Below are 24,947 nucleotides of genomic sequence, written 5' to 3'. Positions count from 1 at the left end.
CGCTGATGTGAAGTTTCGCGCCGCGGATCACCACGCCGTCGTCGCGGCGCGCCACCACGCGCACGTACTGGTCGGCGTCGTCCTGCGCGGCTGGCGCCTTGGATCGGTCGCCCTTGGAGTCGGTGATGCATTCGGCGATTCGGATGTCGTCCCGGCGGGCTTGTGCCACATAGGAGTTGATGCGGGCGACGAACTCGGGGTGGGCGTCGGCCAGCCGCGCCGCCGCCACCACGAGCGTCATGAGCGACTGGTAGGTGACGTTGAGCAGCAGGTCCATGCTGGTGAGGATCGGCACCCGGTCACGTAGTTCCGCGACGCTGCGCGGCGCCTCCACCAACGGGTTCACCGCGTCGCCGTCGGGCCGGTAGTACTGGTCGTATCCGGCGGCCACCGCGTCGAGCGCCGGCGCCAGCAGCGGATCGGTGTCCATGTCGGCGACCAGCTTGCCGTCCTGGTAGACCCGCCGTCCGTCACGGAGTGAGTTCTTGTACTGCTCGCCGGTCATCATGGTCGGTGCGCTCTCCTCTATCGGCTGGTCCGCTGGTTGAAGGGTGTGTCACGGTCGGGGTCGGCCTCGCGGGGCAGCCCGAGCACGCGCTCGGCGATGATGTTGCGCTGGATCTCGGAGGTGCCCCCGGCGATGCAATACTTCTTCATCTCCAAGAATGACCGTGTGCCCGAAGGCATTTCGGTGTCGACGGGCCAGCCCATGGTGAGTTCGGGAAGCAGGTCGACGCGGATGCGCCCCGCGCGCTCGTGCAGGTCGGCGCTGACGAGTTTGCGGATGGAGTCGATGGCCCCGGGGTTGCGGTCCGCGGCGACGCTGGCCCGAAAGCCGGCGCTCTGCAGTGCGCGTTCGTCGACGAGCATGTGCTGCAGGCGGTCTCGCACATCGGCCCGTTGCCATGCGCCGCTACGCACCGCCTTCGCGATGAGCTGGTCGGCCACGCCGGGGCCGACGACGGGAGGCCCGGTGAGGCTGTTGCGTTCCTGCATCAGGGTGCTGATGCCCACCTTCCAGCCGGCGTTGAGCGGACCCAGGCGGGCCGCGTCCGGCACTATGACGTCGGTCAGGAAGACCTCGTTGAATTCGGCGTCACCGGTCATCTGCCGAAGCGGCCGCACGTCCACTCCGGGCGTGCGCATGTCGAGCAGGAAATAGGTGATGCCGGCATGTTTGGGCAGCGTAGGATCGGTGCGCGCCATCAACAGCCCGAAATCGGCCGTGTCGGCGAACGAACTCCAGATCTTCTGGCCGTTGATTAGCCAGCGGTCGTCATCGATACGCACCGCCGAGGTGGACAGCGACGCCAGATCCGATCCGGCGCCGGGCTCGCTGAACAGCTGACACCAGCGGTGATCGCCGCGGGCCAGCGGCCGCAGGTAGGTGTCTCGCTGCTCATCGGTGCCCCACTGCAGAATGGTCGGACCCGCCAGCCATACGCCGACGAAGTCCTCCTCGGGCCGGTCGACACCGCGGCGGCGCAACTCCTCCACCGCGGCACCGCCTTCGTCGCGACCCAGACCGCGGCCGCCGTATTCGGTCGGCCAGGTCGGTGTGGCCCAGCCGGCCTCGCCGAGGCGGCGATACCAATCTCGCTGCACCGCAGAGTATTTCTCGCCCGGCGGCGGCGGGGCGTGATCGCGCACGATCGCGTCGGTCAGGTTGTCGGCCAGCCAGCGGCGCAGCTCGTCGGGCGCCGGCGATTCGCCCCGGGCCTGATCGGATACGGTTTCCGTTGCGGTCGAACGGGTTTCGGCCACGGCCGTGCCGAGCCGGTGGCGGTGGGCCGACGGCGTCCCGAACAGGTACTGGTTGGCCTTGGCGCGGCGCAGGTACAGATGTGCGACGTGCTCCCAGGTGTAGCCGATTCCGCCGTGCAGCTGGATCATCTCGGCGGCGTTCTGCAGTGCGGCTTCCCCGCACGCGGCCGCGGCGACGCTGACGGCGAAGTCCGCGTCGGCCGCGTCGCCGGCCAGCTGCCGGATGGCATACCAGGCGCTGCCGGCGCACAATTCGGCCCGTACCGCGGCGTCCGCGAGGCGGTGCTTGAGGGCTTGGAACGCCCCGATCTGCCGGCCGAACTGCCGCCGATCCAACAGGTACTGCTTCGTCAGTGCGACGCACTGCTCGGCGAGCACGGCCTGCTCGGCGGCCAGCAGCGCCGTCGCGCGCAGCCGCACCCGGGCCAGGACCGCCTCGGCCGCCGCCACGGCACCGACCTGTCGGGCCGGTGCGCCGCTCAGCCGGAGATTGGCGAGGCCGCGGCTGGTGTCCAGGGTGGACAACCGCTCCCGGTCCACGCCGTCGGAGCCGGTGACGGCGTACAGCGTGGTGCCCCCGCCGGTGTCCGCAGCGACCAAGACGATCTGGGCGTCGGCGCCGTCGGGGACGTGGTGGAATTGGCCCGACACCACCCAGTTCGGCCCGTGCCGCTCGGCGTGGCCGGTGCCGTCGGCGAGGGTGGCGGTCAGCTCGCCGGCGACCAGGCCGGGCAGCAGTTCGGCGCACACGGCGTCGTCGCCGCAGGCCAGCAGCGCTTCGGCGGCCAGGCAGGCGGTGGGCAGGTAGGGCACCGCGCCCAGTTCCCGCGCGAGTTCTTCGCAGACGACGGCCTGTTCGTACAGCCCGGCGCCACTGCCGCCGTACTGCTGCGGCACCGCGATGCCGAGCAGCCCCAATTCGGCCAGCTCGGCCCACCCCGCGCGGCGTGCGGCCGCGGCACCGACGTGCCGCGTCTCGTGCAGCGGAAGGCGCTTGGCCACGAGTTTGCGCACCATGTCACGCAGGTCGTCGAGTTCGGAGGCAGACGACAGCGCGTCCAGCGAGACGGCCATTTTGTATACAGTAGGGCCGATTTGACGGGTGTCAATGTTCGATGGCCAGCAAGGTATCGCCGTGCGCCGCTGGTTGTATGCAATCTCGGCCCAGAGCGCGGCGGGTGACAATGCCCGATGCCGCAGCCGGGGTCAGCCGGGAAAAGCGGTTGACGTCGCTGGTCGGTCCCGGCGGCCGGCCGGCTTCAAATACGAAAGAATGCCGGTGGCATGCGCACCGATCTACGGAAACGCACGGTAGTGGCACCCGGATATCTCTCGACTTGGACTTGAGACTTGCGACCGAAGCGGCGTGCGCAATTCGATGGCTGCGCGTCAAATGCCACGGACCGCCTTTTCAGAGATGAGAAACGCGGCCACCACAATTCGTGGCGGAATTCAGGCCGGGGTGTTGCCGCTCGAGTAGAGCTTGAAGTTGCGGACCAGCGGAACGACCGGGTTGCCCGCTGCGGCGCGCTGGCGCGCGCGAAATGAGGGATGACGACGCATTGCCGCATTGCGTTCGCGTTCGCGACGCTGCGCGGCGGCCCATGCTGGATGGGACTGAAGGAAAATAACCGTGCCTTCTGGTGTATTCGCCACGATCGTCACTCCTCTCAGTACCACCCGCAAAAGCTACAACAGTGTGGTTATCGGATCGTGATTCCAGAATGCCCGCCGAATCCTGAGACCAAACCACCCGCCAAGGTGAGAATTGGCCGTGAATTTGCGCGCGTAATCCGTTGCCACTGCCGTGCTGTCGTCCACGCTGGTCCGACCGCGATCAGAACCATAGCGACGGGCACCGACAGAATTCCGTTTCAACCTCGTGCCCGGTGGGCTGCTAGGGTCCCTTGCTTATGCCGGAGATTGATCGCCGCCGCATGATCTTGACGACCGGGATCGGGGTGCTGGCAGCAGCGCTGCCCACCTCGAACGCCTGGGCCTCCCCTGCCAGACAGGACGAGCCTGCCGGCCGGATACCGCCGCCCGCCGCGCCCAGCGGCCAATCCGGGAACTACATCTTCTCGGACGAATTCGATGGTCCGGCGGGGTCGGCCCCCGACGCGTCGAAGTGGGCGGTGGCCAAAGCCCGCGAGACGATCAAGGACCCGACCTATTGGGAGCTGCCCGAGCACATCGGGCAGTACCGCGACGATCGCCGCAACGTGTTCGTGGACGGGAATTCCAACCTGGTGCTGCGCGCCGCCAAGGACGGCCCCACCTACTACAGCGGCAAGGTGCAGAGCCTGTGGCGCGGCGGCGTCGGCCACACCTGGGAGGCCCGGATCAAGTTGAACTGCCTGACCGCGGGCGCTTGGCCCGCGTACTGGCTCGGCAACGACGATCAGGGCGAGATCGACGTCATGGAGTGGTACGGCAACGGCAAGTGGCCGTCGGCCACCACCGTGCACGCCAAGGCCAACGGCGGCGAATGGAAGACGCACAACATCGCGGTGGACAGCGCCTGGCATACCTGGCGCACGCAGTGGGACGAGGCGGGCATCCGGTTCTGGAAGGACTACACCGAGGGCGCCGCGCCCTACTTCGACGTGCCGGCGAGTTCGCTGCCGGACTGGCCGTTCAACGGTGCGGGCTACACGGTCTATCCGGTCTTCAACCTGGCGGTGGCCGGATCGGGCGGGGAAGACCCGGGCCCGGGCAGCTACCCCGCCGACATGCTCGTCGACTGGATTCGCGTCTGGTAGGGCGGCGCGCCCTCAGTGCGTCAGCAGCGCGACCGCCGTCGTCGGCCTGCCACCCGGACGGCGCAAATCCGATCGCAGCCAGGCGAACGGGCGCATGAAGATCGGTAGTCGGCCGAACCGTTTGGCGGCCACCAGCAGCGATTCCGCTTCGACGGCTCGCCAGCCGAGGTCTTCGAAGAAGGCCAACCCGTTTTCGGGCGCGAACTTGAAGGGTGCGTTTTCCGAAATCCCGGCGACGTTCTTGTTGATCCGCTCTTTGAGACCGGGAAAGGCGAAATCGATCATCCACCAGGTGACCTCGGGTCGCTTGATCGCACCTGAAAGGGCGGCGACGTCGGAGGCCTCCAGGTACATCGACAGCCCCTCGGTCAGCACGAAGGCCTTCGTCGCGCCGGCCAGCGCCTCGTCGAGGAAGGCGTCCCGGGCGTGTGGGTCGGCGAGGTCGACCGCGACGCGGTTCAGCCGGCAGCGCGGTGTCTGATCGGCGAGGATTTGCGTCTTTTCGGCGAGCAGCTTGGGTAGGTCGGCTTCGATCCAGGTCAGATCGGAAGGGAGCTCCAAGCGATAGGGCCGCGTGTCCAGGCCGGCGGCCAGGTTCAGGACGCGGTCACAGCCCTGGGCGAGTGCGGCTGCGATGGCGTCGTCGATGAGCTTGGTCCGTGCGACCAGCCACCAACCGCTGCGGTCCATCCAGGGAACTCCCGCGACGATCGCGCGGCCGTGCTCTCCCGCGAGACGTTCGGCGAGCGGGTCGCTGAACAGCGCGTCGGGGCGCAGCGTTTCGGTTGCCCGGTGCAACGCCGTCCACCGGGCGGTATCGGAAACATGGGTGATCGTGTGCCCTGGACCAGACATACGTTGCGTTATAGCAGTACCGGCGCCGCGCTATTGGCCGGCCCTGCCTCCCGCGAACCACGCGGCGGTCACCCCACGGGTGGCGGGCGGTGGAAGAACGGCGTCGGGCGGGCCGAGGCGACCGACTTTGACGGTCCACGCCGACGACGAGCGATCGATGCAGGATCCCGCACCCTGACTGGGCAGCCACAGCACGGCCAGGTCACTACCGGCGCCGCCGCATCCGTAGACGCCGACGTACCCATCGGCGCGCCCACCCCACGCGCCACCGTTGCGCAGCAGGCAGCGGGTGCCGTCGTCGAGGGTGAGCGCGAACGGGTCCGGGTCGGCGGTCGGGTGCACGGGCGGAAGGTGACCGTCGAAGGTGACCCGGTGCATTTGCATGTCCCACGGATTGTCCACGCACAGAAGCGATCCCGGCGTGGAGGGCCAGCATGTGCCGGCTCCGGCCGCGCTCGGCGAACAGTAGTAGACGTTGTCGGCCACCGCCGACGGCGACGGTTCCGAGCAGTCGCTCGCCTGCCCGACGTTGCCCGGCCCGGACGCCACGTGGTAGCCGTTGATCGCTTCACCGCTGGGCCCGACGGCCATCACCGTGATCGACTGGGTGGGCGGCGGATCCGCCGCCGCGGGCCCGGCCGCCGCCGTTGACAGCGTCGGCAGGGCGAGCGCGGCAACGGTGAAGATCCGGGCCACACAGCGCGTCACGTTCATCGAGCCAACCCCTTCGTCAGGCCCCCTCCTGCAGGGTAGGGCGCGCTGTGGATTCGGCGGGCCGGTTTGGGCGGTGACGCGTGATTGGGATCGGTAGCCGCGGGCCGGGGCTGTACTTGCTGCCATGACGCCGCCAAGGAGGTGGCGACCCAGGAAAGGAAGACAGCAAATGAACATCGTGCCGACCAGCATCCAAGAGCAGATCAACCGCGTCGATCGGCAGCGCAGCCTGTACATCGGGATCAGCACCGGGCTGCTTGCGCTCTGGAGCGTCTACCGACTGATCTGGATGCTCTACCTCGGAATGACTTTCGGCTGGTTCTTCGGCGCGATGGCCTTCCAGGTGGTGTTGTGGGGTGTGATCGGCACGGCCGCCGCGGTGGCCTCCGTCGGATTCCTCACCCGCTACAACAAGGGATCTTGACTCGTCTGACGGCCGTCGGAGAAGTCCCGGACCTGGTACGGGTCCGGGCCTTTCCGTTGTGGCGCAATTGCTTTAGAGCTGAGCCCAGACCGACTTCGTCTTGAGGTAGATCTCGAGGCCCTCTTTGCCGAACTCGTGACCCCAGCCGGACTGCTTGTACCCGCCAAACGGGACATCGTGGTCGAACACCAGCTGGCAGTTGACCTGCACGCTGCCGGCCTGCAGTCGGCGCATGATCCGGTGGGCCCGACCGAGGTTCTCCGTCCAGGCGGTGGCCGCCAAGCCGTAGGTGGTGTCGTTGGCCAGCGCCACCGCCTCGTCTTCGTCGTCGAACGGCAGGATGGTGACCACCGGACCGAAGATCTCCTGCTGGTAGAGCCGCATGCTGGTGTCGACGTTGGTGAGCACCGTCGGGTGGACGAAGTAGCCCTTGCGGTCCAGCCGGTGGCCGCCGGTGACCACCTCGACGCCGTCGCTGCGGCCTTCGTCGATGAAGCCCATGACCCGGTTCAGCTGCTTCTGGCTGATCAGCGGCCCGCTGACGCAGCCCTCCTCGCTGGGGGCGCCCAACTTGAACGAATTCGCCATCATCGCAATGCCTTCCACGACCCGGTCGTAGACGCCGCGCTGGGCGAAGATGCGCGACCCGCATACGCAGCCCTGGCCGGAGTGCACGAAGATGCCCAGCGACGCCATCATGATGGCGTTGTCCAGGTTCGCGTCGTCGAAGATCAGCACCGGCGACTTCCCGCCGAGTTCGAGCGTGACCTTCTTCAGGTTGTCGGCGGAGGCCCGCACGATCTCCTTGCCGACTTCGGTCGAGCCGGTGAAGGCCACCTTCTCGACATCGGGGTGCGCGGTGATCGCGGCGCCGGCGGTGTGGCCGTATCCGGTCAGCAGGTTGACCACCCCCTCGGGCACCCCGGCCTCGTGGATGAGCCGGTCCAGCAGCAGCGCCGACAGCGGGGTCTCCTCGGCCGGCTTGACGAGCAGGCTGCCGCCCGCCGCCAGGGCCGGTGCCAGCTTCGCGCTGGCGTTGAAGATGGGGCCGTTCCACGGAAAGATCAGTCCCACAACGCTGTACGGCTCCTTCAGCGTGTAGGCGTGCATGTTGACGTAGTTGTCGGTGGCGATGCCGTCGGTCTTCACGTCGTAGGCGACGCCGTTGATCTTCGAACACCAACCGGCGTAGTAGCGGAAGAACTCCGAGCAGGTCGACATCTGCAATTGGGCCTGCAGCAACGGCATGCCGGTGTTGAGCGAGTCCAGTTGGGCGAACTCCTCGGCGTGCTCGTCGATCAGTTCGCCGATCCGCCACAAGATCTTGGCCCGCTCGCGGCCAGGCAGCTCCGCCCAGACGCCGGACTCGAAGGTCGCCTTCGCTTTGGCCGCTGCGTCATTGACCGCTTCCTGCCCGCAGTCGGTGAACTCGGTGATCGTCTCCTCGGTCGCGGGATCGATGACCGCGATGACGTCCCCCGTTCCGGGGCGCTTGCGAATGTCGTCCAATACCGCCTGCACCGTCATCTGATCCCTTTCGTCTTGCCAGTCGTGGCGCCCCGGCGCCCCGTGCGCTCAGTGCTGAGCACTTGCTTAGCATTGTGCACACGGCTGGTCAAGCATCCGCACGCGGATGGGCTCAGCGCGATTCCTGGATGCGGATGAGGTTTCCGGCGGGATCGCGGACGGCGCAGTCGCGAAGCCCATACGGCTGGTCGGTGGGTTCTTGGACGATGTCGACGTCGCCGGCCTGCAGCCGTTCGAAGGTGCCGTCGAGATCCTTGGTGGCCAGCAGCAGCGTGGCGTAGCTGCCCTTGGCCATCATCTCGGCGATGGTGCGGCGCTCCTCGTCGGTGATGCCCGGATTGGCGGCCGGCGGGTTCAAGACGATGGACGTGTCCGGCTGGTGTGGCGGACCCACCGTGATCCAGCGCATCGTGCCCTTCCCGACGTCCAGACGAACTTCAAAGCCGAGGACGTCGCGATAGAAGGCGAGCGATGATTCCGGGTCCGTGTGGGGAAGGAAACTCGAGTGAATGGTGATGTCCATGCGGTCAGGTTAGGTGCGGTCCGATGGCAGCTGCTTCTCGATTCCTGATCGGTCTGGTCACCTGTTTGACCACGCATGGCGGCATGCCCGCCAGCGCGTCAGCAGCCTGGCGGCGGTAGGTGCTGGGCGGCACACCGACCAATTCGGTGAATCGGGTGCTGAAGGTGCCCAGCGACGAGCAGCCGACCGCGAAGCAGACCTCGGTCACGCTCAGGTCGCCCCGGCGCAGCAGCGCCATCGCCCGCTCAATGCGACGCGTCATCAAATACGAATACGGCGATTCGCCGTAGGCACGCCGGAATTCGCGGCTGAGGTGGCCGGCGGACATGTGCACCCCGCGCGCGAGCGCTTCGACGTCCAACGGCTGCCGGTAGTCCCGGTCGATGCGGTCCCGAACGCGGCGCAACAGGACCAGGGTGCGCAGGCGCTGCGCCGCGGCGTCCGGTGTGTTGGTCACCTACGTGATGCTGCCACCCCGACCTGTTGAGGGCGCACCTCTCTCGGGGTGTTTCGTCCTCAGGCCATTGTGGCGCTGCGCCAGGCCAGCGGGTTCAGCCCGCGGTAGGGGTCCTGCCCGCGCAGCCGGAGCAGGTCGGCCAGGATGGCTTCCAACTGCAGCCGGGCCCGCTCCCTGACGATATCCACCCACGGTTCGTTTTCGATGCCGAGCGGCGTCGTGGTGTCGATCGCAGGGCCGAACCGCAGATACATCCGCTGCGGGCGCGGGATGAGCGTCGGCCCGATCCCCCGCAGCCATGGCATCGCCATGTCCGGCCGGCCATTCAATCGCCGGCTCAGGGCCGCACTGACTTTCGCGTATGCGCTGTCGCGGGTGGTCCAACTGCGATACACGTCGTCGCCCCCGACCAGGCCGACCGGCACGATCGGGTAGCCATTTTCGACCGAAAGGCGGGCGAAGCCCGAGCGCCCTTGCCAGCGCAGCGTGTACTCCTCGCCTTTGAATTTCGCGATCTCGCCTCCGCCGCCGGGGAACACCAGGATGGTTTCGTCGTGGCGCATCAGTTCACGCGCATTCTCGGGTGCGCCGATCACGCCGCCGAACGCCGCCATCAGATCGGCGGGCAATCCGCGCAGCCGCCCGAAATTCCGGTCGGCCAGTGGCCGTACCCGCGTTCCGATGCTGCGCCGCACCGCATCCGCAATCAGAAAGACCTCGGAGCCGAGCTGAGTGTGGTTGCCCACCAACAGGAATCGCCCGTCGGGCGGCAGATTCTCCAGCCCGTCGACGTACGGACGGGACAGGTTCAGCACGGGGTGCAGCCCATCGGTCACCGCATCGAGCACCCGGCGCAGCGCCCGGACACGCTCGCCGGGGTCGGTGATGGCGACGAGATCGGGTCCGTCACTCATGGTCGGCGGGTCCCTCCGGACGCGAGAACACGACGGCGTGCGACGGCATCCCGCGTCGCCGCGGCGAAGCCAACACCTGCATCCGGATGTCGGGGCCGGCGCTGTGGCCGAGGGCCTCGAGCGCCGACGTGCTGTAGGCCCGCAACGCGCTGATGAACCCGTCGTGCAGGCACGGGTGTATCCACGACCACGGCAACAGCACCAGGTTCACCGGCAGCGTCACCACCGGAAACAGCAACGTGGCCAACGGACTTCGCCTCTTGAGGTCGATGACCAAGAACCGCTTGCCTACCCGGGTGGCCTCGGCGATGGCACGACAAGCCACTGCCGGCGGCAGGTGGTGAAACGCCATCGCGAACACCACCAGGTCATAGCTGTCGTCCGCGGCGTCGATCGCCGTCGCGTCGATCAGTTTTGCCTGCGCGCGTGGATGAGCGCCGAGCGCACCGGCGCCGATGTTGGCCACCGAGGTCGCGTCCACATCCGAGACGGTGACCGTCGCCGTGGGGTGCAGCTCCAGAATTTTGGCGGACAGTTTGCCGTGACCCGCGCCCAGTTCCAGGACGCGGGGGTTGGCGATGTCGGCCACGACATCCAGGGCCATCCGCGCGAACGTCTCGTGCTGGTTGGTCAGCGTGCCGATGCGATCCAGCATCCCGATGACCTTCTGCTTGACCTCGTCGGCGACGTCCTCGCGATCGAGGTACTCCGGCGTATTGGTCTCGAACCGGCGATCCAGCCACGACGCATCGGGTCCGCCCCGCGGCATCGTCGCGACCGCAGCTTGATCGAGTGTTCTGGCCGTTCCCATCGCCCCGTCTCCTTTGCGCTTTGCGGTGTGCTCCCACCACCGTAACAAACGAACCAGTTCGTCCGCCTATGATGAGTCTGTGAGGACCACCACTGAGCTGCGCGGCGAAATTCTCGCCGCCGCTCGCGCGGAATTCGCGCAATACGGATTGGCGGGCGCCCGGATCGACCGCATCGCGCGGGCCGCCAGTGCCAGCAAGGAACGTTTGTACGCGCATTTCGGCGACAAGGAGACCCTGTTCCGCGATGTGGTCGCCGCTGACGGCGCGGAGTTCTTCCGCGCCGTTCAGGTGCGCCCCGACGCGGTCCCCGAGTTCGTCGGTGACATTTTCGATCTCGCCCAGAACCGGCCGGAACACCTGCGGATGATCACCTGGGCGCGGCTGGAGGGCTTTCCGCTCGACAAGCCCGAGTTCGACGGCGAGTCCCCGCCCGACAGGGCGGTCGCGGCGCTGGAACGCGCCCGCCTAGACGGTCACGTCGATCCGTCGTGGGACCCGAGGCAGCTGCTGGTGCTGCTGTTCGGCATCGGGCTGGCCTGGGCCCACTGGCCCGACCCCGACGCGGCGACCACGGACGCGGACGTCATCGCACGCCGCCGCGCCGCCGCGGTGGAGGCCGCGGCCCGGCTTATCCGGGGCCGAGCCTGATGTGTTCGCCGATAATGTTGTGCCGCAACCGGTTAGACGCCAACGAGCTCCGGGTGGTACTTGGCCGCCATGCGACGGATTCCGTCGCGCCAGTCGACCGAGGTGCCGCCGATGAGCTCGTGCATCCGGTCGATGGTGGTGGGATTGCCGCGTAGCGCTTGCTCGCTCGGCTCGAAGACCGGTTCGGCGCCGATTAGGGACCCGAGGTAGTCGCACCACTCCTGCAAGCTGACGGTCTGGTCTCCGCACCAGTTGACCGTGGTCGCCGGGACCGACGCGGCCTCGAGCAGCTTGGGGATGGTGGCGATGATGTCGTCCTCGTGAATGGGGTTGTAGCGCGCGGGCTCACCGGGCGGGACGGGAATCGGGATGCCGCCCAGCATCATCTCCATGTGATAGAACGGCCAACCACCGTTGTTACCGTAGGGAACGTTGAGCCGCGCGATCGTGGTGGGCAGGCCGAGAATGCGAGCCGCCGACCGGGCCACCACTTCCCCGGCGATCTTGGAAATGGAATAGGTCGGAAAGAGTGGCTTGTGGTTGTCGCCCAGGGCGGACCGCTCGCTGCGCGGCTCGTCGTCCGGCGGGTCGTAGACGGCCGCCGACGAGCAATGCAGGAAGGCCTTTGCGGTGCGACAGTGGGCCATCAGCAGGCCGACCGACTCCGCGTTGGCCGCAAGGTCCTTGTCCCAGCTTCCGCTCTTGGCCACCGCCAGGTTGAGGACATAGTCGAAATCGGTTGGCACACCGGTGAAGTCGCCGGCCGCGAGATTCACCTTCTCGCAACGGATTCCGGCCTTCTCGAGGCCTTCACGCGCGGCGGTGTCGGTGAAACGGGCGATCCCCCAGACCTCGTTGTCGCCGGCAAGCGCCCGGGCGATCGGGGTGGCGATTTGACCGGTCGGGCCGGTGATCAGGATTTTTGCGCCGCGCATGGGCGCAATGGTATGCGGTGACGAAACTGGATGTTGCATAACCGTCCACCCTTGTTTGGGGTGGTTGCGGCCCCACGTCGTGAACTTTCGCGCATTTTGCTCACGAGAGCGATAGGGTCTTTGCATGGCCGCCACAGGCCGCATCGACCTGCGACTCGGCACCCAGGTACTGCTGGTGCAGCTCGTTGTGGTGACGCTGACGTTGATCGTCGCGTTTGGTTTGTTCGCCGCATTCAACCGTCACCGTCTAGACGTCGAGTATGGCGTTCACGCCTTGGATATAGCTCGGGTAGTGGCCTCTTCCCCGACGGTCATCAACAACATCTCCCGCTACAACGACACCCCGTTGACCGCAAGCCCTGCACTGGTCGACGAACTTGCGGTCGGTCCAATTCAAAGCGTTGCGTCACACGTCGAACAGCGCACGCACGTGTCGTTTGTGGTGATCGCCAACATGCGTGGCGTCAGGCTCGCCTCTCCCGATCGGCACAATTTGGCCCGGATGGTCGGTAGCGATATCACGCAGGCCCTTGCCGGGCGCGAGGAGACATTTCATGAAATCACGGTCTACGGCCGGTCGATAGTTGCCAGGGTTCCGGTGCTGGACGCGGGTTCTGATCGTGTGCTGGGTTTCGTCGGCGTTGGCATCTCCACGAGGGCGTTCGATGAACAGTTTTCTGGCAATCTGCGCGTGCTGGCCGCGATGGGAGGAGTTCTCCTGGTGGTCGGTGTGGTCGGCTCCGTGTTGCTGGCCAGGCGTTGGCGAGGGCTGACGCTGGGTTTGCGGCCGGCCGAGATCGTCGAGCTGGTGCGCAGCCAGGCGGCGGTGCTGCAAGGCATCGGCGAGGGCGTGCTGGCAGCCGACACCTCCTGGAACATCACCTTCGTCAACGATGAGGCGTGCCGGCTTCTCGAGATCGGTAGCGACACAGGCGGCTCCGTCGACGACATCGGGTTGACCCCACGGGTCCGTGACGTTTTCAAAGCGGCCGATTCGGCGCCAACGCTGGCCAATGTCGGTGGTCGCATCGTAGTGGTCTCTGCGCGGCCGGTATTGCGAGAAGGACGCGAACTGGGAACCGTGCTGGTGGTGCGGGACAGAACCGATGTCGAATCACTGACGCGGCAACTCGACGCGGTGCAGGTGATGAGCACCGTGCTGCGCGCACAGCGCCATGAGTTCGCCAACCGTCTGCACCTACTGAACGGGCTGTTGCACGGCGGCCATGTCGACGAGGGGTTGCAATATCTGGAAGAGCTTCTCGGCTCCGGTCCGTTGGGATCCGCGCTACCGGGCATCGACTCGATCCGCGATGCGTACCTGCAGGCCTTTTTGGCGGCCAAGGCTGCGGCCGCGCGCGAAGCCGGCGTGACGCTGAAGATCGGTGAGAACACCTGGGTGTCAGGCCGGCTCGTGCTGCCAGTCGATGTCACCACCGTGGTGGGCAACCTGCTGGACAACGCCATCGATGCCGCTCGGGTGAGCGATACCGAGCCCAGAGAAGTGGAAGTCGAGCTATTGCAGGACGGTTCGACGCTGCATGTCACGGTGGCCGACAGCGGCGACGGCGTCGCGCCCGAGTTCGTTGGCGATCTGTTCACCGAGGGCAGGACGACCAAGCCGGACTCCGGCATCCCGGGCGGCCGGGGTATCGGGCTCGCGCTGTCGCGTCAGATCAGCCGCTCGCTGGGTGGCGATCTATGGCTGGCCAGTCCCGGGAACACCGAGATGCAGCTGCAGGGCGCGGAGTTCATCGCTCGACTGCCAGGCGTGATGGTAGAGGAGGCGCAATGGGCGACGCAGACCTGACGGTGCTGGTCGTCGATGACGACTTCCGCGTCGCCAATATGCACGCGGAGGTCGTCAATACGCTTGGCGGCTTCACGGTGGTCGCCACCGTCAACACGCTCGACGCCGCGCGCAAGGCCGACGCCGTCGATCTTGCGTTGGTGGACGTCTACCTACCCGACGGGTCCGGAATTGATCTTGTCCGTGAATTACGCGGCGACAGCATGGTACTGACGGCGGCAACCGAGGCCGCCACGATCCGAGCAGCCATGTCGGCCGGAGCTTTGAGCTATCTCGTGAAGCCGTTCGCGACCACAGACCTCGCCGCGCGGCTGGCCGGCTATGCGCGGTACCGCAAAATCCTTTCCAGCCCCAATCTGAGCTCCAGCGACGTGGACGCGGCACTCGACGCGCTGCGCCCGAGGATTGCTCCCTCCCAGCCGGCCACCCTAGCGGCTTCCTCCACCAAACAGCTTGTGCTGCAAGCCTTAGGAACATCGAACAAGCCGATGTCGGCGGCGGAAGTTTCTGCTGCGATCGGGATATCGAGGGCAACCGCCCAACGGTATCTGGCGGCGTTGGCCAGCACCGGTGACCTCACCGTGGGCCTGCGTTACGGAGCCACGGGACGACCCGAGCAGGAATTCGTAGCGATCGACAAGCGACGAAGGCGTCTACCCCGCTGAGTGATCGCCTTGCCGGGCCACCAGTTCGCCCGGCCGAGCATTGCCGCCAGAGCCGGCACCGTAATGGTGCGCACCACAAAGGTGTCGACCAACAGCCCTACACCGATGATCATCCCGGTTTGCACCATGGAAGACAGGCTGCCGAATAGGAGCCCGAACATCGAGGCCGCGAAAATGATGCCGGCCGAGGTGATGACACCACCGGTCGAACGAACGGCACGGATGACTCCGCTTTGGACGCCCGAGGCTGACTCCTCGCGAATTCGTGAGATCAAGAGCAGGTTGTAGTCCGCTCCGACGGCGACCAGCACGATGAACGCCATGGCCGGCACGTTCCAATAGATGGCCTGATGGAGCACGAACTGGAAGACGACGACTCCCACGCCCAACGCCGATAGAAACGAGATCACCACGGAGGCAATAAGATACAGCGGAGCCACGATGGAGCGCAGCAGTGCGACGAGGATAAAGAAGACAACCGCGAGCGTCACGATGACGATCAGACGAACGTCGTCGTTGAAGTAGCTCCGCATCGCGCTGTACATCGCGGTGGTGCCGACGACCGATATCGATGCATCCGCGAGTGAGGTATTGGGCTGGGCGCCGCGAGCAGTATTGAGGATCGACGCCACCTGATCCATTGCGGTTGTGCTGAACGGATCGAATTTCGTCTCGACGATGAAGCGCACCGAACGCCCGTCGGCCGAGATGAGCATCTTCGCGGCGTTCTTGAAGTCGTCCGACGTGATCACCTTGGGCGGGATGTACATGCCCGCCATGGCGGTTTGCGACGCGTCACGATTCATCGAGAGCAGCAGGTCGGCCGCCTGGTTCATTCCGACGCCCATCTTCTTGGTCTGTTCGACGAGTGTGCGCACTCCCTGGTCCAGCCGCTGGCTCCCGTCGGCGAGCGCGTCGGCACCTTGTTGCAGCCGAACCAACCGTTGGGGCACGTCGGTATTGCCTGCCGCCGCCAACAGTGCGCTCAGCCGCTGCATCATCGTCGCGAGCCGTTGCACCACAGGGACTATCTGCGCAATCAACGTACCGCCGTTTCGCGCCGGGGCTAGCTGTTGCAGTTGCGCGCGGCCAGCAGTGCACGCAGGGTCTGCATTGCATTGCGGACTCACGTTCAAGGCGTCGATCATGGGGCCGACCGCGTCAACGGCACCGTCGACCAGCGGCGCGGCGGACCCGGTGTTCGCCAGCCCATGCAGGGTGTCCAAGAACTGCGACGCGGCGACCAGCTGCTGTCGCACCTGGTTCAAGGTCGTGCCGAGTTCCATTGCTGGCCTGGCAGCAATATGGGTCTGGTCGCGAACCTGGCCGAGACTTGCCGCCAGTTTGTCCGCGCCAGCGGTCAATGCGTCGAGGTCGTCGCTTCTGCCGGAGACTTGGGTTGAGGCATTCTCGAGGTTGGTGCCTACCTGTCCGGCTTGAAAACTCAGTTTTGTCTGATCGAGCGGTTGGCCGTTGGGTCGCGTGACGCCGCGCACCGCGGCGATATCGGGCAGCTGCGAAACGCGTTGGGCCATCTGCTCCAGGTCGGCCAAGGCTTGTGGGGTACGGAGGTCGCGTGGCGAGCGCACGTAGATGTACTGCGGCAGCAGTGCACTGGTCGCGAAATGACGTTCCATCGCCGTGAAGCCGACATTGCTCGGTGCCGACTGCGGCAGCTGCATACGGTCGTTGAAGGTGGGTGATAGGAAGGCGGCGCAGGAGGCCAGCGCGACCAGCAGTGCCAGACTGATCAGGAGATGCATCTTGGGCCGGCGAACGATCAGCACGCCTGACCTCTGCCACAGCCGGCCAGTCAGAGCTTTTCGGGGCGCCACCCAACCGCGCCGGCCTGCAAGGACGAGCGTGGCGGGCAACAACGTGATCGCGGCGAGAAAGGCGATCAGGATCGAGATAGCAAGTGCCGGGCCAACAGTTGTGAACGCGGGTAGGCGGGTGAAGATCATGCCCAAAAAAGTGAGGGCGACCGTGGCCGCCGAGCCGGCAATGACCTTGCCAATGGAGGTCAATGCTTTCTGTACTGCGAGGTCGGAGTCGGCACCCGACCGCAGGTACTCGTGGTAACGGCTGATCAAGAAAACGGCGTAATCGGTGCCGGCGCCGACGATCATCGCGGTCATCAATGCGATCGTCGGTGCGGACACACCTAACCCCAGCTGATTCAGCGCGGACACTATGCCCTGGGCCGAGGCCACCGAAAATCCGATGGTGAGCAAGGGCACCAACACGGTGACCGGGCGCCGATAGATCACCGACAGGATGGTGAGCACCAGTGCGGCGGTGGCGATTTCAATCAAGTGCATGTCGTGGGCCGTCACGATTGACATGTCACCGACGACGGCGGCTTGTCCGGTCACCTGCGCGGTCAGCGCGGAGCCCGTGGCGGAGCGTTCGGTGACTGCTGCGATCCGCTGATAAGCCTGAGAGGACTCCGGGGAGCCCGCGGGCGCTTTGAGGTCCACCGCAAGGTAGAACGCCTTGTTGTCGGCACTGACCATCGAAGGGCGCAGAGCGGGCATGGTGACGAGGTCGTGCACGCCGGCCACATCGCGGGTATCGGCGCGCAACCTGGCGGCCAGCCTGCCATAGACCCCCTCGTCGGCGGGTGTCAGCCCGTTGCCATCGGTGAGCACGACGATCAGGATGTTCTGCGCGGATTCACCGAAATCCTTGGCCATCTGGTCGGCCGCCGCCAGGTCTTTGGCCGGAAGTGCCTGAACGGTTTGATTTTCCACCACCTTCGTCAGGGAGGGGAAGGCCACCGCCAGAACGCCGACTGCCGCGAGCCAGACGGCGATCACGAGCCAAGGTGCACGGCTGATGAGGCGGCCCAGCACAGCAAACGCGTCGCTGCCTGTCGAGACCTTGGGGGTGATCGATTGCGTGGCCATGGCCAACCTTCATTCGTGTGGGTGCGGTCGAGGGGGCGGCTTCTGATGCCGCTTTCGTGGGTGGCCTTTTACCGGCGTCTATCCGGCGGCCACGACTTCGGGGCTTCGCCAGTTCGTGGTGCAGGTGAGCGAGAAGTCGCTCAGCGTGTCCGAAATCATCTGCTGCAGTTCGTCTGTCATGTTTCCAGGTTGGTATGCAACGACGGAGACGAAGACCCGTCCGTGTGTTATGCCGGAGAGCAAGCTGAGCAGCCCGCCGGTATGGTGCATCGTCGCCTTGGTCATGCTGGGGTAACGCATCTTCATGGCGAAGTAGTCGGCGTCGGTGCCGTCTGGCCGGTTGGCGGCCGGGTTGACGACTCCGAGGTTGGACGACGCGGTGGTCGTATTGCCAACGGCCAGGCCGATCATTCGCTTTACCAACCACTTCGGTAGCAGGGGAACGATGGGCAGCAGCGCGAACCGTTCGTCGGGCACCTCCTGGCGGTGGGTCAGCGCGTGCTTGGTTGCGGCGCGGATCTCCTGAAGGTCCGTCGCCGCTGACAGCGGGTCGACAGTGATGTCGATACCGGTGATCGCGTTGGCGCGGGTATCACCGGGCACGCGGTCGTTGACGGGTATTGCCACCACCGCCGAACCGTCGGCTGCGACCCGCCCCATTCGGTGGGCCAGGCGTGCCGCCAGTCCCACAAGCAATGCGTTGCCAGTTCCCCTGAGCGTCTGTGCGCGTCCGTACCACTCCTGCGCGTCGACGAATACCGTTGCCGTCGGGACAGTTACGAGTTCGTCAGTCCCGACGAAAGGCAGCTGTGTCCCATCCGGTGCAGGGGTGCCAGACCCGTCACGACTCTGGCTGCGCAGTAGCGTCCGTGTGCCTGCGGTGATGGCGCGACTGATCGCGGGGATGTCGCGCATCGTCTGGCGGCTGTCCTCGCGAAGCGCGCGCCACCGGGAGCGCGATTGCGCGGCGGGCCATGTAATCACGTCGTCCAGACCGTCGGCCGCATCCGCCAATGCCTCGCAAAGCCCGACACCGTCGGTGAGGCAATGCGAGATGACCAGGCTGACTCCCGCGCCGCCCTCAGCGAACGGCAGAACGGCGAGGTGCCATTCGGGTCCGTGCTCGCAATCCAGCGGGGTGCTGGCCTGCTCGTCCAACCAGGCGTCGAACTCGGCGCGGGAGCGGGCGTGGGCGACGATCTCGAGGCCGGATGAGCGGCCGGGCATTACCCAGCGGTGCCGGCCGCAGGGCACCGGTGACCGTTCGATGCGACGGGCTAACCGTCCTCGCTCAAGATGGTGGTGAAACCGCCGCACACCATCGACGTCGATGGTCCGGTCGTAGACCCAGACGCATTGAAGCACGTTGCTGGTTCCGGTGGCCTGCTCGCCGAGGAAGTGGATCTGGTCCACCAGGTCGATGACATTGGTCATTGTGCTTATCCCTTCGGGTTAGAGGGTGATTGCGGGTACGGCGTGGCTCGAGTTGGCGTGGTCTGCAACCACATCCGCCCACCGCGAAGTGGTCTCGGCGACGGCGGCGAATGCTTGCGTCAATGCCGAGATGTAACGATGTACCGAGTCGCGCGCGGTCGGGTTATCCGGAAAGGAGATGGTCACGGTGGTTTTTGTCGCGTGCCGGTTGATCCAGATGTTGATCCCGCCGTGCGACAAGTTGTCGCCGTAGGCGCCGAAGTTCGTTTCTTCCCACAATGCGGCGATCGGTATCTTTCGGAAATCAAGAAACGACACCATCATGGCCGGGCGCGTGGGCAGCTTGATGGCCGGCTGATCCGGGGTCGTCAACTCCAAGACCCGTTCCAACGGCACGCCGGCAAGATGTTTCGCGGAGTCAAACGCCTTCTGGGCTGCCGGCGCCGACTCGAAGAAACAGCCGGCACCCGTCGGCACGGTCACGGGAATGAGACTGGCGAACCACCCGACACTCATCGTGTCGATGCCGGGCGTCCGCGTGTCGTACGGCGTGAATCCGTAATAAGTGTCGGCGCCGGTGAATTCGCGTTCGGCCAGGGCTGCGCAGGCCAGAATTCCACCGCTGAATCGGGCGCCGGCTGCGCGACAGACGGTGTCGAAGGACTCTGTCTGGGCCGCGTCCAGCAAGTCGACAGTCAGAAAGTCGCCTCGGTTGCTGGCCCACGTGTCGCCGAGCGGCAACGGGAAACTCGGCCAGTCACCGTCGGTGTCGTGCGCGAATTTGAGCCAATCCTTGACCTGCGGGGACGACGAGGTCAGGCCGGCCAGCTGCTCGTGTTGGCGCATGGTGTAGTCGCTGTAGCTCCCGGCTGGGGGAAGCGTGAGCGGTGCGGCAAGCTGCGAGCGCTGGTAGGCGAGGTGAATGTCGAGGAATATCAAGCTGCCGGAGATGCCGTCGATGTGGAGATGGTCGACGCTGGCGTAGAACGTGAAGTATTCGCTGTGCTGGATGGCGCCGAAGGTAAAGCAATCCCATTCGAGGGTTTCCGGCGTTGTCGTCATTGCATGCGCCCTTATCTGCGCCACGTCCATATTCCCGGACTGCACCGGGAGGAATTCGACGGCTTCCACGTCGTCGATGGCATGTCGGACCACGTCGTCATTATCGAATTCGAACCAGTTGTGGTAAGTGTCGTGACGACGAACATGCGCATTGATTGCGGCCGTCATTGCCGCGATGTCACACACACCGGGGATGTCCCACGCCACGACCATCAAACGGGGCAGCTGCCTGCCCATCGCCTTCGCGTAGTGAGCGATTCGCACGTGTTGGAACTGCTGGTAAGTGGCAGGCAGGTCCGATCGCGGTGCCGTACGAGCCGCCTCACGCGCTACTGCTGAGGCAGTCCATGTGACTACCGGCCCATGGGCCGGTTGCCATCCGTTGATGCTGCCCAATGCGACCATTTCCTCGCTCCTTGTCTTTCAACATCGACATTTAGTACGTTGCACATGAATGGCAGAACCGGCCATTTGCGGATAAACTTCGCGCCCGCGTGCATTTCCAGTGGTTCCGTAATCGTGCGCCGTACTCGGATATGTTGTGCAATCCGAACGTACGACGCCGCTTAGAGCTGTGTCGCTGTTGTAGTCAATAGTCACCAAAAGCGACGATTTCCTGGTTTTGCGCATTGTGCTCATCCGTCGCGATGGGCGGCGATTGATGCGCATCAGCTGACCGCCTGCCGTCAGCCGCCTCGAGGAACGCGGTGGGGTTGATCTCGAGGATCGGTTCAGGGGCCAGCCATTGCCACCGCCGGTTTGCCGTGTGCGCAACTGGCCGGCGCCCCCGGCGCCGGCGGGTTACAACCCGGGCTGGTCGTCGATGATGCCCAGCCAGATCTGGGCGGCGTCGATGGCGACCTTCTCGCTGATGAAGGCGTGCTGCGTTCCGGTGTAGATGTCGCGGAAGGCGCGCTCCAACCGGCTGCCCTCGCGGATCGAGCTGGTCCCGGCGACCAGATGCGCCCATTCGGCGCAGCCGCGGGCGGTGTCGGTGGCGTAGACGGCGGCCACCCGCATGTCGGCGCGAAGCGCCGGGGTGAGGTCCTGTCCCGATGCCACCGCCGCCTCGGCGGCGGTGAACGCGTCGAGCACCAACAGCCGGGCCGCGCGCCAGGCCGCGCGGTGATGCGCCAGGCCCTTCTGGAAGGTGGGGCGGCTGGCCAGCGACGCCATGTCGCTCATTCGGAACTTCGTCGCGGCCAGCTCTTGGACATCGTCGAGCATGCTCTTGGCCACGCCCAGCGCCCACGACGCGTGCCCGGCCGCGGTCACCGGCATCAGTCCCATCCGGCTGGCCGGCGACGTCCCGCGGTGGGGCTGCCGCACAAACAGTTCAAACGTGCGCCTCTCGGGCACGAAAACGTCTGCGGCGCTGTAGTCGTAGGAACCGGTTCCCTTCAGTCCCTGCACGAACCAGCCGTCGTTGAAGCTGATCTCGTCGCGCGGAATGACGGCGACCCGCATCTCGGGGAAACCCTCACTGATCCAGCGCATCTCGCCGTTGTCCATCGGCAGGAACCCGGCGGCAACATATTCCGCGTGCCCGATGCCCGAGCCGAAGTTCCACGCGCCGCTCACCCGGTAGCCACCGTCGCCGGCGGCGCCCTGTCCGTTGGGGAAGAACTGGCCGCCCAGGGTGACCCGGTTGTCGTGCGCGGTGAACACCTCGGCGAAGCCGTCGTCGGGCAGGTATGCCGCCGCGGCGAACGACGAGGGCAGATTGGCGATCCCCACCCAACCGAATGACCCATCCTGCCAAGCCATTTCGATCCAGGTCTCGATCATCTCGGTGAACGACGGCTCGACGCCACCGGCCGCCACCGGGTTGAACGCCGACATCAGCCCGCTGGCCCACATCGCATCGACGATCGCCGGGGACAGCGTGCGCAGCCGCTCCGATTCGGCGGCTTCGGACTGCACCAGGTCCCGCATACCGCGGGCCAGCGCCACCACCCGGTCTGTTGTGTCGGCGATCGAGGTCATGGGGGTGACCGTATCAACCACTCCCGGTTTTGCGAACGAAATCACCCGTCGTGACAGGTCGTTTACCGTGTGGGTGGTGCGCTGGATTGTCGACGGCATGAATGTGATCGGAAGCCGTCCCGATGGCTGGTGGAAGGACCGCAACGGTGCGATGGTCACCTTGGTGGAAAGGCTGAATCGATGGGCGTCGCGGCAAGGAGAAACGGTGACGGTGGTTTTTGAGCGACCGCCGTCGAGCGCCATCACGTCATCGGTGATCGAGATAGCGCACGCACCCAGGGCGGCCGCCAATTCGGCCGACGACGAGATCGTCCGGCTGGTCGCGGCCGACGCCGCGCCGCACGACATTCGCGTGGTGACATCCGACCGCGCGCTGACCGACCGGGTGCGAAGCCTGGGCGCATCGGTTCAGCGGTCGGAAAGCTTCCGCGACCTCGTCGATCCGCGGGACCGATGACCACCGCCGAACCCGGTCCACCGGGCAACCGGGTCTGCGCGCTGGCGCACATCGACATCCCGATCATCCAGGCGCCGATGACCTATATCGCCGGCGCCCAACTGGCCGCTGCGGTGTCGAACGCCGGTGCGCTGGGAATCATCGAGACCACCTCGGATCAGGGACGAGCCGACCTGCGGCGGGTGCGCGAACTGACCGCCGGTGCCGTCGGCGCGAACATCGCGTTGCTGTTCAATCGTGATCCGGCGATGCTGGACTTGCTTGTCGCCAACGACATTCGCTTCGTGACCACCTCTGCCGGCAGCCCGTCGATCTTCACCGAACGTCTGCACGATGCGGGCATCACGGTGTTCCACGTGGTAGGCACCCTGGCCGCGGCCAAGAAGGCCGTCGATGCCGGCGTGGACGGGCTGGTGGTCGAAGGCGTCGAAGGAGGCGGATTCAAGAATCGGTTCGGCGCCTCGACCATGGTGCTGCTGCCGTTGGTGGCCGCCCACGTCGACGTCCCGATCGTGGCCGCGGGCGGGATCTGTGACGCGCGGTCCATGGCGGCCGCCTTCGTCCTCGGCGCGGACGCGGTGCAGATGGGCACCCGGCTGCTCGCGTCCGCCGACTCGCCGGTGCACGGCAACCTCAAGCAAGCGGTCGTCGACGCCGACGAGACCGGCACGGTGCTGCTCCCCCTCGACGGCAACCGGATGATGCGCGTCATCCGCACGCCCGCCGCCGAGCGGCTCGACGCCGCGACGTCCGCCGAAGCGGGCGCCGCGGCCCTACAAGGCGTGCAGCGGCTCTACTTCGACGGCGACCTCGACGCCAGCGTCGCCAACACCGGCCAGGTGGCCGGGCGCATCGAGGACCTGCCCCCGGCCGCCGACATCATCGAGCAGATGTGGCGAGGCTGCCGCGAGGTGCTGGCGGCCACGTCGCAGCGCGTGGGGCGGGCCGAACTCGAACAGGCCTGACTGGCAGCGGGCGCGGATCAGCCCGCGGCCGCCAGAGCCGCGTCGTAGTTGGGCTCCTGCGCGATCTCGGGCACCAACTCGGTGTAGGCGACGTTGCCGTCGGCCCCGACCACCACGATGGCGCGCGCGAGCAGTCCGGCCATCGGGCCATCGGTGATCGTGACGCCGTAGTCCTCGCCGAAGCTGTCCCGGAACGCCGACGCGGTTTTGACGTTCTCGATGCCCTCGGCGCCACAGAACCGTGCCTGCGCGAACGGCAGGTCCTTCGAGACGTTCACCACGGTCGCCCCGCCGCCGGCGGCCCGCTCGTTGAAGGTCCGCACGCTGGTCGCGCACACCGGCGTGTCGATGGACGGAAAGATGTTGAGCACCAAGGGCTTACCGCCGAATTGCTCGCTGCTGACCGCGGCCAGATCGCCGCCGACCAGGCTGAAGGCCGGGGCTTTGGATCCGACGGCAGGCAGCTCGCCGACAGTGTTGATCGGGTTTCCACGCAACGTTATCTGTGCCATGGGCACCAGTCTGCCAAGGCCGTCGCGGCCGCCACGGGGCAGGTCCCATGTCCTAATTGGTGGGGTGCATGGCGTAGACGACGTGCCCCGGCGTGGCCAACACTGAATCCATGCCTCGCAAGGTGGTGATCGCCGGCTTCCCCGGTGTGCAGGCGCTCGATGTGGTGGGCCCATACGACGTGTTCACCAGCGCATCGATGTTGACCGGCGGCGGGTATGAGGTCGCTGTCGCCTCGGTCGGCGGCCAACCGATAGCCACGGCGACCGGGTTGGCCTTCGTGACGACGCCGCTGCCGGACCCGGCCGACCCGATCGACACAGTGGTGCTGCCCGGCGGTGCCGGCGTGGACGAGGCACGCGCCGACGCCGAGCTCGTCGCCTGGATCAAGGCCGTCGCCGGCCAGGCCCGCCGCATGGTGACGGTGTGCACCGGTGCGTTTCTCGCGGCCGAGGCGGGGTTGCTGGACGGGCAGCGGGTGACCACACACTGGGCCTTCGCCGAACGGTTGGCGGCCCAATTCCCCGCGATCGAGGTCAACGCCGACCCGATCTTCGTGCGGAGCTCGCAGACCGTGTGGACCGCCGCGGGCGTCACCGCCGGCATCGACCTGGCGCTGGCGCTGATCGAGGACGACCACGGCACCGAGGTCGCGCAAACGGTCGCCCGCTGGCTGGTGCTGTATCTGCGCCGACCGGGCGGCCAGACGCAGTTCGCGGCGCCGGTGTGGATGCCGAGGGCCAGACGGGATTCCATCCGCGAGGTGCAGGAGGCGATCGAGGTCGACCCGGGCCGTCCGCACAGCATCGGTGAT

The 24,947-nt window shown here is 66.3% G+C and carries 24 protein-coding genes; 8 read left to right on the top strand and 16 right to left on the bottom strand.

Annotated elements, in window-relative coordinates:
- From A9W96_RS18665 to A9W96_RS31560, 3 genes are all read right to left on the bottom strand, one after another.
- The coding region (locus A9W96_RS18665) for a 4-hydroxyphenylacetate 3-hydroxylase N-terminal domain-containing protein (RefSeq protein WP_304441737.1) at positions 1 to 508 on the bottom strand (508 nt) is incomplete at its 3' end.
- A 17-nt stretch (positions 509 to 525) separates the two neighbouring features.
- Complete coding sequence (locus tag A9W96_RS18660) at positions 526 to 2,838, bottom strand: acyl-CoA dehydrogenase (protein WP_067141973.1); 2,313 nt, start codon at positions 2,836 to 2,838, stop codon at positions 526 to 528.
- A 378-nt stretch (positions 2,839 to 3,216) separates the two neighbouring features.
- Positions 3,217 to 3,429: a hypothetical protein gene (locus tag A9W96_RS31560; RefSeq protein ID WP_156749290.1), complete on the bottom strand. Its 213-nt coding sequence runs from the start codon at positions 3,427 to 3,429 to the stop codon at positions 3,217 to 3,219.
- A 248-nt stretch (positions 3,430 to 3,677) separates the two neighbouring features.
- Here A9W96_RS31560 and A9W96_RS18655 point away from each other — a divergent pair, with 248 nt between their 5' ends.
- A complete protein-coding gene (locus A9W96_RS18655) occupies positions 3,678 to 4,526 on the top strand; it encodes a family 16 glycosylhydrolase (protein WP_067141970.1) in 849 nt (282 codons plus the stop codon).
- A gap of 12 nt (positions 4,527 to 4,538) precedes the next feature.
- Here A9W96_RS18655 and A9W96_RS18650 read toward each other — a convergent pair whose 3' ends face one another.
- Together A9W96_RS18650 and A9W96_RS18645 are read right to left on the bottom strand one after the other, a co-directional pair.
- A complete protein-coding gene (locus A9W96_RS18650; protein WP_067141966.1) occupies positions 4,539 to 5,381 on the bottom strand; it encodes an SAM-dependent methyltransferase in 843 nt (280 codons plus the stop codon).
- A gap of 30 nt (positions 5,382 to 5,411) precedes the next feature.
- Positions 5,412 to 6,095, bottom strand: coding sequence for a hypothetical protein (locus A9W96_RS18645; RefSeq protein ID WP_067141963.1), 684 nt, complete (start codon positions 6,093 to 6,095; stop codon positions 5,412 to 5,414).
- 169 nt (positions 6,096 to 6,264) lie between these two features.
- Here A9W96_RS18645 and A9W96_RS18640 point away from each other — a divergent pair, with 169 nt between their 5' ends.
- Positions 6,265 to 6,519: a hypothetical protein gene (locus A9W96_RS18640; protein WP_066863208.1), complete on the top strand. Its 255-nt coding sequence runs from the start codon at positions 6,265 to 6,267 to the stop codon at positions 6,517 to 6,519.
- Positions 6,520 to 6,591: 72 nt separating this feature from the next.
- On the opposite strand, the gene A9W96_RS18635 is transcribed toward A9W96_RS18640, so the two are convergent.
- The 5 genes from A9W96_RS18635 to A9W96_RS18615 all read right to left on the bottom strand — a co-directional run bounded on the left by A9W96_RS18635 (position 6,592) and on the right by A9W96_RS18615 (position 10,751).
- The gene (locus A9W96_RS18635; protein WP_066863211.1) at positions 6,592 to 8,046 is read right to left on the bottom strand and encodes an aldehyde dehydrogenase; all 1,455 of its coding nucleotides are present in this window, start codon (positions 8,044 to 8,046) and stop codon (positions 6,592 to 6,594) included.
- Between the two features lie 112 nt (positions 8,047 to 8,158).
- A complete protein-coding gene (locus A9W96_RS18630) occupies positions 8,159 to 8,569 on the bottom strand; it encodes a VOC family protein (RefSeq protein WP_067141960.1) in 411 nt (136 codons plus the stop codon).
- A 4-nt stretch (positions 8,570 to 8,573) separates the two neighbouring features.
- A complete protein-coding gene (locus tag A9W96_RS18625; protein ID WP_066863218.1) occupies positions 8,574 to 9,026 on the bottom strand; it encodes a helix-turn-helix transcriptional regulator in 453 nt (150 codons plus the stop codon).
- A 59-nt stretch (positions 9,027 to 9,085) separates the two neighbouring features.
- Positions 9,086 to 9,940, bottom strand: coding sequence for a lysophospholipid acyltransferase family protein (locus A9W96_RS18620; protein WP_067141957.1), 855 nt, complete (start codon positions 9,938 to 9,940; stop codon positions 9,086 to 9,088).
- Complete coding sequence (locus tag A9W96_RS18615; protein WP_067141954.1) at positions 9,933 to 10,751, bottom strand: class I SAM-dependent methyltransferase; 819 nt, start codon at positions 10,749 to 10,751, stop codon at positions 9,933 to 9,935. The genes A9W96_RS18620 and A9W96_RS18615 overlap by 8 nt, the downstream gene beginning before the upstream one ends.
- A 79-nt stretch (positions 10,752 to 10,830) precedes the next feature.
- On the opposite strand from A9W96_RS18615, the gene A9W96_RS18610 reads away from it, so the two are divergent.
- On the top strand, positions 10,831 to 11,400 hold the full coding sequence (locus A9W96_RS18610; protein ID WP_066863227.1) for a TetR family transcriptional regulator: 570 nt from the start codon (positions 10,831 to 10,833) through the stop codon (positions 11,398 to 11,400).
- A gap of 32 nt (positions 11,401 to 11,432) precedes the next feature.
- On the opposite strand, the gene A9W96_RS18605 is transcribed toward A9W96_RS18610, so the two are convergent.
- Positions 11,433 to 12,335 (bottom strand): NAD(P)-dependent oxidoreductase, encoded by a 903-nt coding sequence (locus A9W96_RS18605; RefSeq protein WP_066876711.1) that lies wholly within the window; start codon positions 12,333 to 12,335, stop codon positions 11,433 to 11,435.
- Between the two features lie 124 nt (positions 12,336 to 12,459).
- Here A9W96_RS18605 and A9W96_RS18600 point away from each other — a divergent pair, with 124 nt between their 5' ends.
- The gene (locus A9W96_RS18600) at positions 12,460 to 14,145 is read left to right on the top strand and encodes an ATP-binding protein (RefSeq protein ID WP_197499564.1); all 1,686 of its coding nucleotides are present in this window, start codon (positions 12,460 to 12,462) and stop codon (positions 14,143 to 14,145) included.
- The gene (locus tag A9W96_RS30605) at positions 14,127 to 14,810 is read left to right on the top strand and encodes a response regulator (protein WP_082972422.1); all 684 of its coding nucleotides are present in this window, start codon (positions 14,127 to 14,129) and stop codon (positions 14,808 to 14,810) included. Before A9W96_RS18600 ends, A9W96_RS30605 begins: the two co-directional genes overlap by 19 nt.
- Here A9W96_RS30605 and A9W96_RS18595 read toward each other — a convergent pair.
- The 4 genes from A9W96_RS18595 to A9W96_RS18580 form a co-directional block, all read right to left on the bottom strand.
- Entirely contained in the window at positions 14,738 to 17,629 is a 2,892-nt protein-coding gene (locus tag A9W96_RS18595; protein ID WP_369830849.1) for an RND family transporter, read from the bottom strand. The two genes, A9W96_RS30605 and A9W96_RS18595, sit on opposite strands and share 73 nt — an antisense overlap.
- A 168-nt stretch (positions 17,630 to 17,797) precedes the next feature.
- Entirely contained in the window at positions 17,798 to 19,153 is a 1,356-nt protein-coding gene (locus tag A9W96_RS18590) for a hypothetical protein (protein WP_067141946.1), read from the bottom strand.
- 18 nt (positions 19,154 to 19,171) lie between these two features.
- Positions 19,172 to 20,620, bottom strand: a complete 1,449-nt coding sequence (locus tag A9W96_RS18585; RefSeq protein WP_067141943.1) for a condensation domain-containing protein — start codon at positions 20,618 to 20,620, stop codon at positions 19,172 to 19,174.
- Between the two features lie 396 nt (positions 20,621 to 21,016).
- A complete protein-coding gene (locus tag A9W96_RS18580) occupies positions 21,017 to 22,201 on the bottom strand; it encodes an acyl-CoA dehydrogenase family protein (RefSeq protein ID WP_067141941.1) in 1,185 nt (394 codons plus the stop codon).
- 76 nt (positions 22,202 to 22,277) lie between these two features.
- Between A9W96_RS18580 and A9W96_RS18575 the strand changes: the two genes are divergently transcribed.
- Together A9W96_RS18575 and A9W96_RS18570 are read left to right on the top strand one after the other, a co-directional pair.
- Positions 22,278 to 22,658, top strand: coding sequence for an NYN domain-containing protein (locus A9W96_RS18575; RefSeq protein ID WP_067023956.1), 381 nt, complete (start codon positions 22,278 to 22,280; stop codon positions 22,656 to 22,658).
- Positions 22,655 to 23,623 carry a nitronate monooxygenase family protein gene (locus tag A9W96_RS18570; RefSeq protein WP_067141938.1) on the top strand — a complete coding sequence of 323 codons (969 nt, stop codon included), beginning with the start codon at positions 22,655 to 22,657 and terminating at the stop codon, positions 23,621 to 23,623. Before A9W96_RS18575 ends, A9W96_RS18570 begins: the two co-directional genes overlap by 4 nt.
- 17 nt (positions 23,624 to 23,640) lie before the next feature.
- Here A9W96_RS18570 and tpx read toward each other — a convergent pair whose 3' ends face one another.
- Positions 23,641 to 24,135 (bottom strand): thiol peroxidase, encoded by a 495-nt coding sequence (gene tpx / locus A9W96_RS18565; RefSeq protein WP_066863254.1) that lies wholly within the window; start codon positions 24,133 to 24,135, stop codon positions 23,641 to 23,643.
- A 110-nt stretch (positions 24,136 to 24,245) separates the two neighbouring features.
- On the opposite strand from tpx, the gene A9W96_RS18560 reads away from it, so the two are divergent.
- Positions 24,246 to 24,947: GlxA family transcriptional regulator (locus tag A9W96_RS18560; protein WP_067141976.1), on the top strand; the 702-nt coding region annotated here is incomplete at its 3' end.

Origin of the sequence: Mycobacterium sp. 1245852.3, from assembly GCF_001669335.1 — a bacterium.
Classification (GTDB): Bacteria; Actinomycetota; Actinomycetes; order Mycobacteriales; family Mycobacteriaceae; genus Mycobacterium; species Mycobacterium europaeum_A.
Note: the sequence above shows the minus strand (reverse complement) of the source record. Positions and strands in the feature narration are given on the sequence as shown.